General features: G+C 42.1%; 7 protein-coding genes. All 7 read right to left on the bottom strand.

Annotated features, from left to right (window positions below; translation table 11 throughout):
* Positions 1–98: 98 nt before the first annotated feature.
* Positions 99–2,543 (bottom strand): ABC transporter permease, encoded by a 2,445-nt coding sequence (locus HUJ22_RS09270; protein WP_290876508.1) that lies wholly within the window; start codon positions 2,541–2,543, stop codon positions 99–101.
* An 81-nt stretch (positions 2,544–2,624) separates the two neighbouring features.
* Positions 2,625–4,976: an ABC transporter permease gene (locus HUJ22_RS09265; RefSeq protein WP_290876506.1), complete on the bottom strand. Its 2,352-nt coding sequence runs from the start codon at positions 4,974–4,976 to the stop codon at positions 2,625–2,627.
* An 82-nt stretch (positions 4,977–5,058) separates the two neighbouring features.
* Positions 5,059–7,422, bottom strand: coding sequence for an ABC transporter permease (locus HUJ22_RS09260; protein ID WP_290876504.1), 2,364 nt, complete (start codon positions 7,420–7,422; stop codon positions 5,059–5,061).
* 92 nt (positions 7,423–7,514) lie between these two features.
* Positions 7,515–9,995 (bottom strand): ABC transporter permease, encoded by a 2,481-nt coding sequence (locus tag HUJ22_RS09255; protein ID WP_290876502.1) that lies wholly within the window; start codon positions 9,993–9,995, stop codon positions 7,515–7,517.
* A 41-nt stretch (positions 9,996–10,036) separates the two neighbouring features.
* A complete protein-coding gene (locus HUJ22_RS09250; protein ID WP_290876500.1) occupies positions 10,037–12,472 on the bottom strand; it encodes an ABC transporter permease in 2,436 nt (811 codons plus the stop codon).
* A 46-nt stretch (positions 12,473–12,518) separates the two neighbouring features.
* A complete protein-coding gene (locus HUJ22_RS09245; RefSeq protein WP_290876481.1) occupies positions 12,519–14,897 on the bottom strand; it encodes an ABC transporter permease in 2,379 nt (792 codons plus the stop codon).
* A 240-nt stretch (positions 14,898–15,137) separates the two neighbouring features.
* Positions 15,138–17,489: an ABC transporter permease gene (locus HUJ22_RS09240; RefSeq protein ID WP_290876479.1), complete on the bottom strand. Its 2,352-nt coding sequence runs from the start codon at positions 17,487–17,489 to the stop codon at positions 15,138–15,140.
* Positions 17,490–17,579: the final 90 nt, after the last annotated feature.

Genomic DNA, 17,579 nt, shown 5'->3' with positions numbered 1-17,579 from the left:
CATTACACGAATAGTTTTAGGATTCGTTACAGTTGAAGAATTTCAGCTTTTAGCCTGTTCAATCTGATGGCTGAAAACTGAAGTTTGACTGCTATTATTTATTCACTTCTTAAACTTTCTACGGGGTTCGCCAATGCGGCTTTGATGGATTGCCAGCTTACCGTCAGCAAGGCAATGGTCAATGCGATGACACCGGCAAATATAAAAATGCCCGGGCCGACTTCAATTCTGTATGCAAACTCGCTAAGCCATTGATTGATTGCGTACCATGCAATAGGTATAGCGATGATAAAGCCTGCAATCACAAGCTTCACAAAATCCTTTGAGAGTAATGTAACAATATTCGTTAATGTTGCCCCCATCACTTTTCGGATGCCGATCTCTTTGGTTCTCCGTTGGGCGGACAAGGCAGCAAGACCAAATAGCCCAAAACAGGCGAGTGCAATAGCCATAAAAGAGGCAAACTGGATAATATTTCGCCAGCGCTGTTCTTCCATGTATTGGAGGGCTACCATTTCATCGAGGAAATTATAGTTGAAAATTTCTTCAGGGGCTATGCTTTCCCAGAGTTCTGAGAGACTAGAAATAGTTGCACTTAAATTACCGGAAGAAGTTTTTACCAAAATAGTCCCTGGAGGGCCATAATCGCGACTGTTAATGTGTTGAAGTGCAATGGGCTGTAATTGTTCGTAAAGGGGCTTGAAATGAAAATCACTGACCACTCCAATGACTTCTTTGCCATCCATTGTGGAGCTCCAGCGTTCATTTTTGTCACTAATAATTTGGCCCACCGGGTTTTCCCATCCCATTGTTTCCACAAAGGTTTGGTTTACAAGAATTCCATTTTGGATATCAGAAGGTCGTTCGGGAGAAAAATTACGGCCCGACAAAAGTTCGATATTCATTGTTGCAAGGTAATACTCATCCACAATCTCTAAAGTAATGGCAGTATCAAAACCCTCTAGTGTTGTTGATGTCATCATCCTTCCCATTCCAAATCCTGCTTTACCAGAGCGATAATGCCCTCCAATAGTCGATACGTGTTGTATACCGGGCAAGCGACGAACTTCACTACTCAAGAGTTCCGCAACTTGTTTCCCTTTTTCACTTTCTATATCTAATTCAACGGTAATTATATTTGATGTAGAAAATCCAAGATCTTTGTTGAGCAAGTAGTTGAGTTGATGGTTCATGGTAAAAGTGGCGATCAGAAATGCGATGGCGAGTGCAAATTGCGTACAGATCAAGCCCTTTACAAAAACCGGAATACGCTCAGCGGATCGTTGAGAGGAAAACAGGAGTGAGGCTTTCTTTCGAGACATCTTTAAAGCGGGATAAAGGCCTGTGATAATGGTTACCAGCAGAATCATCAGAGCAAGCACTCCCCATAGAATGGGATCATTTATAACCTGAACTTCAAAAGTCTTTCCTGTTAACTGTTGGAAAAATGGGGAGGAAATTTCAGCCAGCATCATTCCAAAAACAAAAGCTAAGCTACAGGTGAGGAGAATCTCACCAAAGATTTGAAAGTGAATTTGCCGGGATTGTGCACCGGCTGCTTTCCTGATGCCCATTTCGTGGCTTCGTCGGTAAGCCCTGCTTAGGGTCAGGCTCATGAAGTTCATTCCCGCGATGGCTAAAATGATCAATGCAATGCCACCTAAGATATTTGAATAAAGCGGATTGCTATTTCCGGTAATATAAGAGGTGTATTCTTGGTTAAAATAAGCCCCTTCAAATACTTGTAGGCCCATCTCCATTTTAAGGAACTCTGCGAAATCTCCATATTTGGTTTTGAGAAATTCAGGGAATTTAGCCTCCAGAGATTTGGGATCGGAAGACTCATTTAAGGTTAGCCAAGTTTCAGCAAAACCGATATGCCAGTTTTCGCGATACATTTTTGCTTGCTCTGGATCATAATTTCGAAAGTAGTTTTCAAAGGGAAGAATCACTTCAAACTTGATGCTTGAGTTAGCTGGAATGGATTGAGCTACAGCAGAAACTGTAAGGGGATAATTTTGCTCGTTCATTTTGAAGGTCAGCGTTTCTCCAACAACATTTTTCTGCCCAAAAACCCTTTGGGCAATATCCTCGGTAATTACAACTTTTTCGGGGCTGCCTAAAGCAGATTCAGGACTTCCGTGAAGCAAGGGAAAAGTAAACACTTCAAAAAAGTCTTCGTCCGTATAGGTGACTGGCTGAGAGCGAAATTTTCCATCCCGTTCAAGTTTTACTTCTCTTTCTGCAATGTGTAATACGCGATCGATTTCAGGAAATGCAGAATCGAGCGCAGCGGGTAACGGGTAAGGGGTGGTAAGGCTTTTTTGTACTTTACCTGTACTCGGAACGGTAGTTTGATCTGTAATCCTATAAACCTGATCTGCATTCTCATGGAAATTATCGTGCGACCATTCAAACCGAACATAAAAAACCAGCAGGATACAGCAGGCCAATCCCACGGCTAATCCCCCAATACTTATGGCAGAGTCGATTTTATTCTTTCTCAGATTTCGAAGAGCTATTTTGATGTAGTTTTTAATCATAATTTTAAGCTTTCAGCGATCGGCCGTCAGCTTTCAGTCCGCCTAATCTGACGGCTGAAAGCTGAGAGCTGACTGCTATTATTATTCACTTCTTAAACTGTCTACAGGATTCGCTACTGCTGCTTTAACGGATTGCCAGCTAACGGTAAATAAAGCAATCACCAATGCAACGCCACCTGCCAGGGCAAAGATGCCGGGTCCAATTTCAATTCTATATGCGAAATCCGCCAGCCATTGATTCATGGCATACCAGGCGATCGGGATGGCAATGATCAACGATAAAGTAACCATTTTGACAACCTCGGTATTTAGCAGAAGAATGATCTGCTGTATGCCGGCACCCATCACCTTGCGGATTCCAATTTCTTTGGTTCTCTGTTGAGTGGAAAAGGCGGTTAGCCCAAACAAACCAAGACAAGCTATGAACAGTGCAAGCAGAGTTAGTCCGCCAAATACTTGCCCCAGTTTCTGTTCGGCTCCATATTGACTGTCCAGTTCATCATCGAGGAAATAGTGCCAAAAATAACTTCCGGGTGATACACTATTCCAGGTCTCCTTGATCGCAGCGATAGTCTCACCGGTATTCTCAGTATGTAATTTTATTACCGTCATATTTATATCACGGCTAACATGCATAATAAGAGGTTCAACGGGGTTGTGCAGTGAAGCATAATTGAAATCATCGACCACACCTATTACTTCCCCTTGTTTGGCGGCCTCAAATGAAGATCCATCTTCACTAAAATCATACCAAAAGAGTTCTTTTCCAATGGGGGCATCCCATCCTAAATAATTTACAGCAGCTTGATTGATCACAAATGCCTGGGTTGCGTCTGTTGGGATTTGCTCATCAAAGCTTCTGCCCATAGCCATTTCCATTCCGAGGGTCTCAATGAAACCGGGGTTAACACGCAATGTTCGCATGGTGGGCAGAGAGTCTGGAGCCATATCTGAAGTACGAATGGGGTAATATGGGAACCGTTGTCCGGGGACACTTTGTGCAGCAGAAACTTTTTGTACACCGGGTGTTTTTTCGAGTTCTCCTTTAAAGGCCTGATAGTTTTCAGCACCGGTAATAATGACTTGATCGTCACTAAAACCAAGGTCCTTTTCCTGCATGAAATTTAGTTGAGAATACACAGTTAATGCGGCGACGATGAGGAAGGTTGAGATCACAAACTGGAAAACAACCAGACCTTTTCGCAGCCCTCCACCTGATGAAGATGATCTTGAATTATCTTTTAATGCATGAATTGGCCGAAATCGCGATAAGAAAAAAGCCGGATAGCTTCCGGATAAAGTACCTACAAAAAGTGCCAGACCAATAAAACCTAAAATAGCACCCCAACCATTTTCAAAAGGGATAGCTAATGGGTTTCCGGTGAAATTGCTAAAGAAGGGGAGGCTGATTTCTACCAAAATGAGTGCTAGAGACAATCCCATTAAACTGAGCAGAATAGCCTCACCCAAAAACTGCCCGATAAGTTGATTGCGTTGAGCCCCTAACGTTTTTCGCATCCCAACTTCTTTTTTCCTGATTGTTGAATAGGCCGTAGACAAGTTCATGAAATTCACGCAGGCCACAACAAGAACAACGATCGCAATGCTTGCCAAAATGAAAACATAATTGAAATTCCCGGTTACGGCGATATCCTTCTCAGCCGGTTGAAAATAGATATCGTTCAATGGCTGAAGCTGAGAGGCATGGAATTCTTCTTCGGTATATTTATCGAATGTTGAGGCGATAGCTGTTTCAACCTGTGAGGGTTGGATGTTTTCAGGCAAAAGCATATAGGTATAGAAACCGGCCCATGTCCAGTTTTCCATCATATTACCCATGAAGGTATGCAGCAACTCAATAGGAACAAGAAAATCATATCGATGGTGAGAGTTGTGAGGGACATCCTCAAAAACACCGGTCACTTCCAGATCCTGACCCCACATGTTGATGGTTTTGCCAAGCGGCGTTTCCTCCCCAAAGTATTTTTCTGACATCGATTCACTGATCACAATTCGATGGGAGGAAGAAAGAGCTGTTTCTTTATCCCCCATGATCATCGGGTGTGTGAAGATGTTGAAAATTCCGGGATCAGTGAATGTGATATTCCGTTCGGCAAAACGTTTGTCTTCATATACGATATCAGAAGGCGATTTGATGGGCCAGAACCTTACAACTTCTTTGGCCAGATCTGGGTAGTCACTTTTGAAAACAGGAGCAAGGGTAGGAGGAATTGCAGCGACATCACCGTTCAATACCCTGTAGATCCGTTCGGAATTTTTATGATAGTCGTCATAGCTCAGTTCATAATTCACCCACAGGCCAATAATAATACAGGCAGCAAGTCCAACTCCCAAACCAAGTGTATTGATGATCGTGTAGGATTTATTTTTCGTCAAATGACGGAATGCAATTTTGAGGTAGTTTTTTAGCATGATTTTAAGCTTTCAGCGATCAGCCGTCAGCTTTCAGTCCGCCTAATCTGACGGCTGAAAGCTGAGAGCTGACTGCTATTATTTATTCACTTCTTAAACTTTCTACGGGGTTAGCCAGAGCTGCTTTGATGGATTGCCAGCTAACGGTAAGTAAAGCAATCACCAAAGATACGCCACCTGCCAGGGCAAAGATGCCGGGGCCAATTTCAATTCTATACGCAAAATCCGCCAGCCATTGGTTCATGGCGTACCAGGCGATGGGGATGGCGATTACAAATCCCAATATCACCAGTTTTACAAAATCTGTGGAGAGCAGGGCTACGATATTTGCTATGGAGGCGCCCAGTACTTTCCGAATTCCAATTTCTTTAGTCCGTTTTGATGCCATGAAAGCCATCAACCCAAATAATCCCATACAGGCTATAATTATTGTGATCAGTGCAAAACCTGAAAAGAGGATCCCCAATTGTTCTTCAGATCGATACAGGCTGTTAAAAGTGTCATCCAGAAAACTGTACTGCATGGGGGCAGAGGGGCTGATCTGTTGCCAAATATTTTCGATCTGTGCCATAGTGGATGATATATTTTCAGAATTCAGTCGGGCTGAGATAAATCTCGGATTTCCATTCAGAGTGGTAATTAATGCCGGTTCAATTTCATTTTCGAGGGATTGAAAGTGATAATTCTGAAGTACTCCAATGATTTCATACGATTGAATTTTTTGACCAATAGCTTCTTCAGCTGTCCAGTCTTGTTGATCGATAAGAGATCTGTTTACCAGCGCTTTGGATCTTTCCTTTTCAAAATCGGAGAGAGTGAAGTTCCGCCCGGATGCTAATTCCATTCCCATTGTCTCAATGTAGTTGCGGTCAATTTGATTAAAATATACGGGAGTAGGTTCTTCATCATCTTCATTAAAAAACAGAAACAGGCGAATGTGATCTTTGGCAGGTATTCCTGCAGATGCTGTGTGAGATACAATTCCAGGGATTTGATTTAGTTCATCAATCAAGGATTGAGCACTAGCTTGTGAACTATTGGTTTCAAGCGCAATATTTAAAACCTGATCAGGATTCAACCCCAGATTTTTATTCTGGATGTAGGACATCTGTCGGTCTATAATAAGTGTGCCAATTACCAGAACCATGCTTACCGTAAACTGAAACACGATCAGACCTTTTCGCAGACTACCGCCACTGAATACCTTTTGGCTGCCTTTCAGAACATCAGATGGTTTGAAAGAGGATAGCATTAGGGAGGGATAAATTCCCGATAGAAAACCGGTCAGAAAAACGACGAGCAAGAAACCGCTCAAAAACTGAGGTGACCATAAAGCCGCCGTACTGAGTTCTAAATTCATTAAGGCATTAACCTGATTTAGCAGTAGTTCAGCCACTCCCAGAGAAAGCAGAGCTGCAATGAATGTGAGAATTAAAATTTCTCCGGTAAATTGCCAAAACAAATTATTTCTTCCTGCACCTGCTGTTTTTCGTACGCCTACTTCTTTAAGCCTTGTAGTAGCGCGTGCTGTAGAAAGGTTGATGTAGTTCAGGCTGGCAATCAATAGAATGAAGAATCCAATGGTTGCAAATAAGTAGATGTAATTGATGCTCATGATGCGGTCAGAACTCAACTCAAAACTAAGGTCAGATCTCAAATGGATATCCTTAAGCGGCTGTAAGAAATAAGAGGTATTAGCAAGGGTTTCTTCCAGAATTTTACCTTCCAGCACCCGAGGTACTTTTTCCAGAACTTGTTCAGGATTTACGTTTTGATCGAGCAATAGATAGGTATAGAAAGCACTAAATCGGTTCCAGTCCATGATGTTTATTCCATACATCTCATCGGGAATATTGATCAGCATAGAAAAATGAAAATGTGACTGAGCCGGAAGGTTTTGAACAATACCGGTTACAATATAATTGTCAGACTCATTCAAAGTGATCGTTTTTCCGAGGGGATCTTCTCTCCCAAAATATTTTTCGGCAATTTCTTTGGTAAGAACTATACTGTTTTTGTCACTTAGCAGATTTTCAGTGTTTTTTTGTAGTTGGATAATGTCAAAGATTTTGAAGAAGGATGGGTCAGTCCTTATGATATCTTCATCATAAAAAGACTCACTATCAACGGTTATCAAAGTCTTACCGACCCCTTGCAATCTGACGGCTTGTTCAACTTCAGGGATCTCTTCAGCTAGCGTGCTCGCCAAAGGACCCTGCATATTTCCACTCCGTTGTAGCTCGCCGGGTCGGCCATCTTCCTTTGCTATTCTGTAGATACGATCTGATTCTTCATGAAACCGATCAAAACCCAAATGGAATTGGATAAAGAGCGCAATAATGAGACAAACAGCTAGCCCAACACTCAATCCGGTTAGGTTGATGAAAGTGTAGCTCTTGTCTTTTTTAAGATTTCGGAAGGTTATTTTGAGGTAGTTTTTGAACATGACTTTTTTGTTTTTATGTGGAGCGCAAAGGGCATAGCGCATGGCCGTTGAATTCTACAACGTGCTATGCGCTATGCTCCAAGCGCTTCGCGCTATTCACTTCTTAAACTGTCAACAGGATTAATCAAAGTTGCTTTCACAGATTGATAACTCACCGTCAGCCAGGCTACTGCCAAGACGGTGATACCGGCCAGTAAAAAGACTCCGATTCCCATTTCAATACGGTACGCAAAATCTTGCAGCCAATTACTCATTCCATACCAGGCAATTGGAGCAGCGATCACAAAGGCGATAGCGACCAGCTTGGTGAATTCCTTATTTACCAACAGCACAATACTTTTTGAACTTGCACCCAATACTTTTCGGACTCCAATTTCTTTGGTTCGGCGAATGATCATCAGGGAGGCTAGTCCAAATAATCCAAGGCAAGCAATGATGATAGCAAGGGTAGAGCCAAAAAACACAATCTGACTTAACCGTTCTTCCTGCCGGTATTGATTGTCAACGGCTTGATCAACAAAGGTATAATTAAACGGAGCTCCTTCTGCCGTCGATGCCCAAGTCTCTTCAAATTTACTCATGAGAGCAGGGAGGTCCTGGGTTTTGAATTGTATGGAAATACGGGGAGTCGGCGATGTACTGAAGCCAATATTTTCAATGCCACTGAATAATATAGATGGATTGATGGTTAATGCGAGCGGCTCAACTTCTGTGTGCAAAGATTCATAGTGGAAGTTCTCAACCACGCCAATGATCTCATGGTCTTCAAAGTTAGGGCCTGGCAGGCGTTGTCCGATCGGGTTTTCCCATCCATAATCATCTACAAGTGCCTGATTTACAAGGATAGCTCGCCGTTTATCAGATGGATTGTTGACAGAAAAATCCCGGCCTGATAAAACACTGATTCCGTACGTATCTAAAAACGCATGATCTACGATATTAAAATGAAAGTATCTCTTTCGGTCACTTTGATCCCGGTAATCGGCAGATATCCATCCGCCGGACTGTACCGGAGTAAATGCCGATAAACTGAAAGAAGCTATACCGGGTTCGCCGGCGAGTTCTGATTCAAGCCGTTCTTTAAGGTTGTTAGCATCTTCGATAGTTTTCGATATCGGAGTGCCGGGGCCCGCATTAAAATCTGTAGAAAGGACTACTACCTGCTCTTTTTGATAGCCAAGATCGACAGATCTCATATAATCAAGCTGTTTTGAAATGATCAGAGTACCGGCGATCAAAGCGATGGACAGTGTAAATTGAAATACCACCATGATCTGCCGAAACAAGTTCTTATCCCCGGATAATTTCACCCTGCCTTTAAGAACTTCAACAGGTTTAAACCCGGATAATATAAGTGCAGGGTAAATCCCGGCGATCAAACTGATAAAGACAGCCCCTATTAAAAACATGATGAGGATGTTTACATTAAAAGTGAGCTGCAATTCAGTTCCGGATAGCACGTTGAAATGGGGCAGGAGAAGTTCTGCGAGTAGAATTCCTGCTACTAATGAAAATAAAGTCATTAAAAGTGCTTCACCCCAAAATTGAAACATCAGGTGTTGGCGTACTGCTCCAATAGTTTTTCGAATCCCTACTTCTTTGGCCCGGGAGGTTGAACGACTGATGGCAAGCGTCATGAAATTCACACAGGCAATGAGCAGGATCAGAAAAGCAATGGCTCCAAGGATGTAGGAGTAAATGGGGTCGTTTACAGAGGCTATTCCCTCTGGGATTTCTGTATTCAGATGAATATCGGTTATGGGTTGTAAACCTACGGTATAGGTCAGATCGTTTTCATTGAATTCATTACCGTAGCGATTTCCTAGTTCAGTAACCATCATGGATTGCATCTTGCCGTCAATTTCATCCATTTGACTGTTTTCTCTTAGCAGGACATAGGTTTCTGCAGAAACGCTGAACCAGCTTGTTAACGCACCCTGACTATAAATTTTGGTGTCGTTTGAAAATGGAATAAGAATCTCAAATTGAATACTGGAATTAAGGGGAGGATCTTCTGTCACAGCGACTACTGTAAAATCAGTAAATGCATCCCCAATTTGAATGCTTAGGGGTTTTTGAATTGGGTCTTCTTCTCCAAAGAATTGTTTTGCCGTTTGTTCGCTTATTATAACGGTACCGGGATTATCTTTGAAAGGAGTCACATCTCCACGTATCACTTCAAAATCAAACATTTCAAAAAATACCGGGTCTGCCATGGAGATAGTTTCTGAAACGGATTCCGATTGATCAGGTCGTTTCACCGGATTAGAAAAGCTGGAAAATCGAGTAGTTTCCTCTATTTCAGGGATATTATTCTCGAGGGTAGAAGCTAAAATTAACGGCGTTACCGAATTGAAATAGATCTCGTCATTGCCATAATCTTCATGTACCCAAGCCCGGTGCAGTCGGTCAGACTTAGAATGAAATTCATCATAGCTCCATTCATTATGAACATACAATCCAATGAGTAAACAACAGGCAATACCCACCGCAAGCCCAAAGATGTTAATAAAAGAATACACCTTGTTCTTGAACAGGTTTCGGAACGCGATTTTGAAGTAGTTTTTAATCATGATTTGTATGGTTTTATGCGATTTGCTCCAAGCACTTCGCGCTATTCACTTCTTAAACTTTTTACAGGGTTCGTCAGGGCCGCTTTTACAGATTGCCAGCTTACGGTTAGCAAAGCCACAGCCAAGGTAAAACCTCCGGCTACCAGGAAAATGCCTATTCCAATTTCGGTGCGATACGCAAAGTTTTGCAGCCATTCAGTAAGGGCATACCAGGCAACAGGTGTTGCAATCAATATGGATATAGCAACAAGTTTGGCGAAATCTTTCGATAGCAGGAAAACAATCCCTTGTATACTGGCACCCAATACTTTTCGAATACCAATCTCTTTTTGGCGTTGAATGGAAGTGATACTGGCCAATCCAAACAACCCCAGACAAGCCACAAAAATGGCGAAAAATGAACTATAAGTAATGATCGTGGCCCAGCGCTCTTCAGCCCGATATAATTCGTTCATATCCTCATCCAGAAAACTGTAAGTGAAAGGAATTTCATTGGTGATAGTGTTATCCCATGTTTCTCTAAGTTTAGCGATGGTTTGAGGCATGTTATCAGGTTGGATACGTACCAACAGGTTTAAGATGGGGTCCCGGGGATTCATATACATGATGGCCGGTTGAATGGTGTTCTCCAGCGATTGATAGTTGAAATCCTCAACCACACCGATAATAATAGGGTTTACCATCCATCCCCAATCAATGGGGAAGCTTTCTCCAACGGCTGAAAGATCAAGTCCATGTTCGGCTAAGAAGGTTTCATTCACAATGATGCTTTGGGTAGAATCAGAAGCCAATTCAGGATTGAAATTTCGCCCCGCTACCAAGTTCATTTTAAGAGTGTTTATGTAATTTGACTCAACTCTGAAGACAGCTGATTGTTTTATTTCACCTTTATATTGATAACCCCGGCGCCATAACCCGGTCGCAAAAGAAACATTGGCTCCAGTAATGTCCGCGATGCCTGTTTCTTGCGAGAGAGCATCCTGGAAAAGGCCTAAAGCACGTTGCCCATCCAATCCATTAACCGGGATAACAACAACTTGCTCTCCAGAGAACCCAAGATTTTTGTTTTGCAGGAACTGAAGTTGATTCGACATCCCCAATGTAGCTGCCACCAGGAAAATGGAAATCACAAATTGAATCATGATCAACGATTTTGAAAAGGTATTAGCACCTCCAAAACTAAGTTTTTCTTTCAGTGATTCGATGGGTTTGAACCTTGAAAGTATCAGGGCGGGATAACTGCCGGCAATTAATCCGGTAAGTACAAAGAGCATTCCAAAAACGGCTATTGCCCAGCTGCTTTCCAATAAAAATGAAAAAGAGAGCTCTTTTCCTGAAAGTTCGTTGAAGACGGGCAGCAGAAATTCCACAAACAGAAGTCCGGTTAAAAGAGCGATAAATGTAACAGTGAGTGCTTCTGCCCAAAACTGAGCCATCAGCTGTCCTCGGAAAGCCCCTACAACTTTTCTCAATCCAACTTCTTTTGCTCTTTTTGCAGACCTGCCTATGGAAAGGATCATAAAGTTAAAGCATGCGATTAGGAGAACAGCTAATGCAATTGCTCCAAGAATGTAAGAATAGGTAGGATTGCTGGGTTCAGTAAAACCACCCGGAACCTCAGGGTTAAGATGAATATCAGATAAAGGCTGAAGTTGGTAGATCATGGGAGGCCCATCGAATGAGAACCGGCCTTCTTCCCGCATCTCATTAAAAATAGAACCCATATGGGTGGTCATAAAGTCCGGCATTTTTGCACGAACCGATTCAGCATCAGTCCCGTTTTTCAATTTTATATATGTGATATTTCGGGTCGAATTCCAGCTGTTTTCAACTCTTGAATAGTTGTCAAAACGGCTCAGTACATCCTGAATAGGAAGCAATACACTAAAAGTGATCGTAGAATTGGAAGGGATATTTTTGGCGACTCCGGTTATTTCAAAATCACTGAATTCCCCGTTCAGTCTTATCGAAAGGGTTTCTCCTACCGGGTTTTTATTCCCAAAATACTTGGCAGCAATTTCTTCAGTGATTACCACAGAACCAGGATTCTGAAGAGCAGTGTTTGGGTCGCCCAAAAGTAATGGAAATGTGAATACCTCGAAAATGGAAGGATCAGTAAACACAAAACCCGGCTGTTCAAATACGGTTCCATCTTTGCGAATTACATTAGCCCCAAAGGGGATAAAGCGAATGGTCTCTTCAACTTCAGGAAAATCATTTTCCATTGCTTGCGCCGTGGGCATGGGCATATATACATCAGGGTCGTAGGAAGAGCCCTGCATCAGCGGTTGCCGATAGAGCCGGTAAATATCTTCACCATTGGTATGGAATTGATCATATGTTAATTCATCATGAATGAACATTAGCACCAGTAATGAAAATGCAATACCGAGGGCAAGTCCTAATACATTAATGGCGGAATACAGCTTGTTCTTGAACAGATTACGAAAGGCTATTTTGAAGTAATTTTTTAGCATGGTTTTAAGTATTGAGCAATCAGTTGAAAATTCTGACAGCTGTTATTTATTCATTTCGTAAACTTTCTACTGGGTTTCTGACTGCTGCCCTGATTGAGTTATAACTGATTGTGGCCAAAGCAATAATCAATAAAACGATGGCAGCCAAAACAAAAGGCGTTGCCTCTATTTCAATTCGGTATGCAAATCCTGTCAGCCAGTTATTCGTAAAGTACCAAGCAGCAGGTATGGCAATAATAGCCCCCAGAATTATCAGCTTTATAAAGTCTTTGGAAAACAGTGTAATGATACTTCCTACGGTTGCCCCCAGTACTTTTCGTATTCCGATTTCTTTAATTCTTTGTTCAGCCGCATACGCACTTAGCCCGAATAAACCCAGACAGGCCACGAATATCGCAAGTAGTGCGAACCAGCTAATTGTTTCAGCGAGACGAGTGTCGGAACGGTGCATTTGTTCAAAGCTATCGTCCAGGAAAAAGTAGTCGAAAGGATAGCCGGGCAGTACTTCATTCCAAACTGTTTCGATATGCTGAATGCCAGCTGAAATGTTGTTCGGATTGAGTCGTACAGAGAGATATTTATGATATTGGATTGGAGTTACAAAGTAAGCTGAAGCATATATATTATCGCGGAGTGAATAAGTGTGTATATCGTTAACTACTCCCGTGACCCGTCCTGTTGCATCATTTTGATAGCTCACGCTTCGTCCCAGTATTTCTTCAAGGTTATCCCAACCCAGCTCCTTTACAGCCTCTTCGCTAAACAGAAAGTCCCCGCCTTCATCTCCAAGTACATCCCGACGGGCATTTTCTCCGCTCAGCAGCTTCAGTCCGTAAGCATCTGCAAAATGTTCGTCAATGAAATAGGTGGAAAAATTAAAAGTTTGATCTAATCCCTCCACAGTATAGCCGTTATGACTGGTGCCCATAGTAGGAACCAATGATGAGGTAGTGGTATTAATTACAGAGGAGTGTTGTATCAATTCGTTTCTGAATGCAGAGTATTGGCTCCTTAGATCATTATTTAGCGAAAGTATCATAATTTGATCTTCGGCGTAGCCGAGATCTTTGGTTTGGATATAATTCAACTGGTTGTAAACAATACCGGTAGCCGCAATCAATGCCATTGAGATGGCAAATTGGAACACCACTAACCCTTTTCGAAAGAAAGATCCTGAACCGTTTTCAACCAACTTACCTTTTAAAGTAGTGGAAGGTTTAAAGCCGGAAAGTATAAAGGCGGGATAAGAACCGGCCAATAGCCCTACAGCTATAATTAAACCGATCAAAATGGAAAGGGAAACTGGTTCGAAAAAAGAAAGCGCATTGATTTCTTTGCCCGTAATGTTGTTAAATATTGGGGTAAATAAGTCAACCATTACCACACAAAGTATGCCAGAGATGAAACTGAGTACTATAGATTCAGTTAAAAACTGGTATATAAGCTGTCTCCGTTGAGCTCCTGCAGCTTTCCGTACTCCTACTTCTTTGGCACGTTTGATAGACCTGGCGGTCATAAGATTCATGAAATTTATACAGGCAATAACAAGTACCAGAATAGCGATGACAGAAAAAATTTGAACGTAGCGGATATTACCGTTAGGCTGAATCTCAGATCGGAGTCGTGAATGCAAATGAATATCTGTCATGGGTTGAAGACCTATAGTGTACCACGGGTCGGCTGTCCAGTTACGGTGAATAAAGTCGAGCAGACCGGATTTCAGTATTTCTGTGAAGGCATTCTCCTGAATTAGTATATAGGTATAAACCTGCTGAAAACCGGCAAATTGATCCAGATTATCATCAGTGCTGTATAAAGAGGCTAAAAAATCGAATTGGATGTGGGAATTTTGAGGCAGGTTACGCATCACCCCGGTAATTTCGAACTCCATTACCTTTCCTTCCCCGAAAGCGTCAACTGATAGCGTTTTGCCCATAGGGTCTTCATTCGGGAAATATTTTTGGGCGGTTTGTTCGGTGATAACAACGGTATTTGGACGAGAGAGAGCTGTGCCGGTATCTCCACGGAGAAAAGGGAAAGTAAACAAATCGAATACAGTAGAATCTGCAAAGAAAAACCGTTCCTCATAAAAGCTTTTCTGATTGTACCGAACCAGGCTTTGGGTTCCGGTTTTTCTTAAGCGTGAAAACTCCCTTACTTCAGGAAAATCCTTTTTTAAAGCTGGGCCCACAGCAAAACTCCCATTGGCATTGGTGGGTGTTCCTTCTTCATTCGTACTAAAAGTCACGCGGTAGAGGTGATCGGCGTTTTTGTGAAAGCGGTCATAGCTCAGTTCATTTTGTATATACACAAAAATGAGCAGGCAACAAGCCAAACCAATAGCCAATCCCCATACATTGATAGCAGTAAAACCTTTGCTCCTATTCAGATTACGAAAGGCTATTTTGAGGTAGTTTTTGAGCATGATTTCTTTTGGTGTAAGTGAACGGCAAATGATGATCAATAAAGCTTTAATAGCTGATCACTTTTACTCATAACACTATTCCAACAATCATACCAAACTAGAGAAGAACACCTAAAATAACGTTAAAGACTATTTTCAGTAGAAAATCTGTTCGCTTTTAAACACTCGGTGTACGGTTATGAACAGTCTTTAACTTTTGATTAAGCTCAAGTTCCATGCCGAAGATTTAAAGTTTAGTTATCACTCACTCTTCAAACTCTGGACAGGATTCACCAGTGCGGCTTTAATCGATTGCCAGCTAACTGTCAGCCAGGCAATGATGACCGCTAAAACCCCGGAAGCTGCAAAAACCCACCACTGCATTCCTGAGCTGTAGGCAAAATCAGCAAGCCATCCATTCATAAGGTACCACGAGGTAGGGATGGCAATTGTAATTGCAATAATAACCAGTTTGGTAAAATCTTTAGTAAGGAGCATTACAAGATTTTGAACGGAAGCCCCCAGCACTTTTCGCACACCGATTTCTTTGGCTCGTTGTTCGGCCGTAAATGCAGATAACCCGAATAATCCAAGGCAGGAAATAATAATAGCGAAGATGGAGAAATATTTAGCAAGATCTCCAATACGCTGTTCACTGCGGTAAAGAGCCGCATACTGTTCATCCATGAATTCGTATCCAAAGGGGTAATCCGGATTGAATTGTTTATACACTTGTTCCATTTCTGCCAAGGTATTTTGAATGTTGTCAGATTGAACCCGAGCGTACGCTTTCCAAGTGTTTTCAGGTGCCAAGCGGAAGAATAAGGGCTCGACTTCGTGTCGCAAGTTTTGAAAATGAAAATCTCTTACCAACCCGATAATTTCCGTCTCATCTCCCCATAGGGTAATATATTCTCCTACCGGATTCTCCATGCCTATGATAGCTGCTGCTGTTTCATTAATTACGATACGAGCGGTATCGGCTCCGAATTCTTCAGAATGCGTTCGTCCGGCGATTAATTCAAATCCCATTGTTTCAATCAACCCATAGTCGGTACTTACATTTTCAAATAAGACCCGTGTATCCGGGTCCATGCCCGGCCAGGAAAGCCCGGAGGTATTGGAATTTCGCCCCATGAAAGAAGCACTTGCCCGCGAAGCTGCGGTAACCCCCGGAATGTCAAGAAGTTGACTTTGAAACGTATCCCACTGGTTATCTATATCTCCTTCAACGGTAAACGTAATTAGATTTTCTTTTTGGTAACCCAGGTTTTTGCTTTGGGTATACTGAATCTGCTGATAGACGATGATAGTAGAAATAATCAGGATCACTGACAGCGTAAACTGGAAAACTACCAGTCCTTTTCGGGCAAAAATCTCACCGCCTGAAAGTTTAAGGGTGCCTTTCAGCGTTTTTACCGCTTCAAAAGAGGAGAGATAGAAAGCGGGATAACTTCCGGCAACCAAGCCGGTGAACAGGGCGGTCCCTATGAACATCATCAATAGTGAAGGTTCGAGATAATTTACTTCAATGACTTTATCCGTCAATGCATTGAAAACGGGTAAGCTCAGTTCAACCAGGAAGACCGAAACCAGCAGCGAGAAAAATGTAATAATCATTGATTCTCCAATAAACTGCCCAATCAATGAGCCCTTGGTAGCTCCGATAGATTTTCGGATGCCTACTTCTTTAGCCCGCTTTGTAGCTTTTGCTGTACTTAAATTCATGAAGTTGATGCAGGCGATCAGCAGTATGAAAATGGCCACAACAGTAAAAAGCCTTACATATTCAATTCTTCCGCCAACAACTTCTCCCTGTTCAAATTGGCCATACAAATATTGATCAGCAAAAGGATAGACAAAGAGATCTACATTTGAATTCTCGTTTCGCTCCTTGATGAAATCATTGATTTTGGTATTTAAAGCGGATACATCTACCCCGGGGTACAATTTGGCGATAGTTCTTGGGCCGTTATTTCCCCAATCTGTTGCCCATGAATTATTCTCCAGCCAATCTTCAAAAGGGAGTACATAATCAAATCGAAAGGTGGAGTTTTCCGGGAATTTCTCAAACACTCCGGTTACGGTATGTGCCTCATCTCCATTAATGATGATGGAATTTCCGAGGGCATTTTCATCCCCGAAATATTTTATTGCCAATTCTTTTGAGATTACGACAGACTTTGGGCTTGTAATCAGTTCATCTTTATTACCATGCAGAATTTTAAAATCCAGGATATGGAAGAAGTCAGGCCGGGCATATATCCCGTTTTCCTTAAATGATTTTTCTTCATTGGTGAACAGGTATTCCATGTTCCAGGTATAGGTAGATACATACTGGAATTCAGGTACTTCATCTTTTAGAGCCGGAGACAAAATACCGGGTGTGGATTGCGTGGTGAACATATTATCCGAATAAACCTGATGCTCCATGACCTGATAGATCTGATCACTGTCGGCGTGGAAACGATCGTAATTCAATTCATCCAGCACCCAAAGCAAAATGAGGATACTGCATGCCATCCCAATAGAGAGGCCGATAACATTGATAAGAAATGAGCTTTTGTGTCGCTTAAAGCTGCGAAAGGCGGTTTTTAAATAATTTTTAAACATAGTCTAACCCGATTAATTGTTATGAGAGTTAGACGTTAGATTTGAAAAAACGTTACAGTGTTTTTTTAGGCTCTCAGCCATCAGCTCTCA

Source organism: Gracilimonas sp. (genome assembly GCF_014762685.1).
In the GTDB taxonomy this organism is placed as follows: domain Bacteria; phylum Bacteroidota; class Rhodothermia; order Balneolales; family Balneolaceae; genus Gracilimonas.
This window is presented reverse-complemented; position numbering and strand designations above follow the sequence as displayed.